Annotated in this window: 1 protein-coding gene; it reads right to left on the bottom strand. The window is 61.0% G+C overall.

Annotated features, from left to right (window positions below; all coding sequences use genetic code 11):
• Positions 1 to 58: 58 nt before the first annotated feature.
• Positions 59 to 1,189 (bottom strand): IS481 family transposase, encoded by a 1,131-nt coding sequence (locus BM438_RS44525; protein WP_093647951.1) that lies wholly within the window; start codon positions 1,187 to 1,189, stop codon positions 59 to 61.
• Positions 1,190 to 1,270: the final 81 nt, after the last annotated feature.

Raw genomic sequence — 1,270 nt, 5'->3', positions numbered from 1 at the left:
GTGTATAGACCGGGGACATGGTTGACAGACGTGCGGAGACATCGTTGACACTTTATGGTCAGCGATTGCCGCTCCTCAGGTCAAGGGTGAGGATGCGATGATGGGCAAACCAGAATTCAAATACGCCGTCTTCACCCTGCTTTGCACGGGCCGCAACCGGCAATCCATAAAGTGCATTCGAGACCTTAAGGCGCCGTCCTTCAAAGCATAGCTGGCCATTCGATCTGACCCGTAGCACCACATCATCCGGGCCGTACTCCGGCTCCGGCAGGATCGATGGATACGCGCGGGGGCTCGGCCGGTAACGGCTGATCGGTGTGTCCATGCCAATCGCCTCATGCGGGCGCTCGCAGTTATATACGGTGCGCCAGCGGTCCAGTTCCTGTTGCACGTGCTGCTGGGTGGCGAAGCTTCGTCCGTTCAGTACTTCAGCCTTCAGCGTACGGTGAAACCGTTCGTCCTTGCCGTTGGTCTGCGGGTGGTAAGGCCGGCTGTAACTGATGCGGATACCCAGCCGGATCAGCCAGACGGCCAGTTCGGTGAGTTGCCCCGGACTGCCAGGCGAACCCCACGGCGAGCCGTTATCGGTATTGATGCGTAACGGCAGGCCATAGTGTCCAAACGCCTCCCGTAACCCGGCCTGCACAGTCGTGGTGTCGGTGAGGCCACAGGCGCGTAGCAGGATGCTGAAACGCGAGTGGTCATCGAGCACCGTCAGGGGACTGCACCGCTCCTTCTGGAGGGTGTCGAAGTGCCCCTTGAAGTCCATCTGCCAGAGTACGTTGGGCTGGTCGTGCTCAAAGCGCTTCCAGGGTTCGCTCATCGCTGAATCGGCCGGCAGGATCAGGTTGTGCCGGTGCAGGATGTCGGTCACCGTGCTGGGCTGTGGCACCGCCTCAAAGCCCAGATCCTGCAGGCGCCGGCGGATCTTGCGGCCGCCCCAGCGCGGATGGGCCTGGCGCAGCCGCACCACTTCCTGCTCCATCGCAGCGGGTGTCTTCGAGGGACTGCTGGCAGGGCGCCGGGATTGATCTGACAGCGCGTTCTCGCCGCGATTGAGCCATTTGTAGCCGGTCTGCCGGCTGATGTTAAAGCGCTGGCACAGCTCGGTCATCGTCAGCATGTTCTGACTGGCCAGATGAACAAATTCCTGTCGGAGGCTCATGGTGTCTCTTGCGTTCCAGGGCATGGTCGGGACCGGGCGTTTTAGTACCCGGAAGTGTCAACCATGTCCCCGCACACCTGTCAGCTATGTCTCCGGTCTATACAC

It is taken from the genome of Paraburkholderia aspalathi (assembly GCF_900116445.1).
GTDB lineage: Bacteria > Pseudomonadota > Gammaproteobacteria > Burkholderiales > Burkholderiaceae > Paraburkholderia > Paraburkholderia aspalathi.
Note: the sequence above shows the minus strand (reverse complement) of the source record. Positions and strands in the feature narration are given on the sequence as shown.

What these genes read in the sequence shown, in the direction of transcription:
- BM438_RS44525 (WP_093647951.1), bottom strand. Translation starts at nt 1,189, where the DNA reads ATGCCCTGGAACGCAAGAGACACCATGAGCCTCCGACAGGAATTTGTT.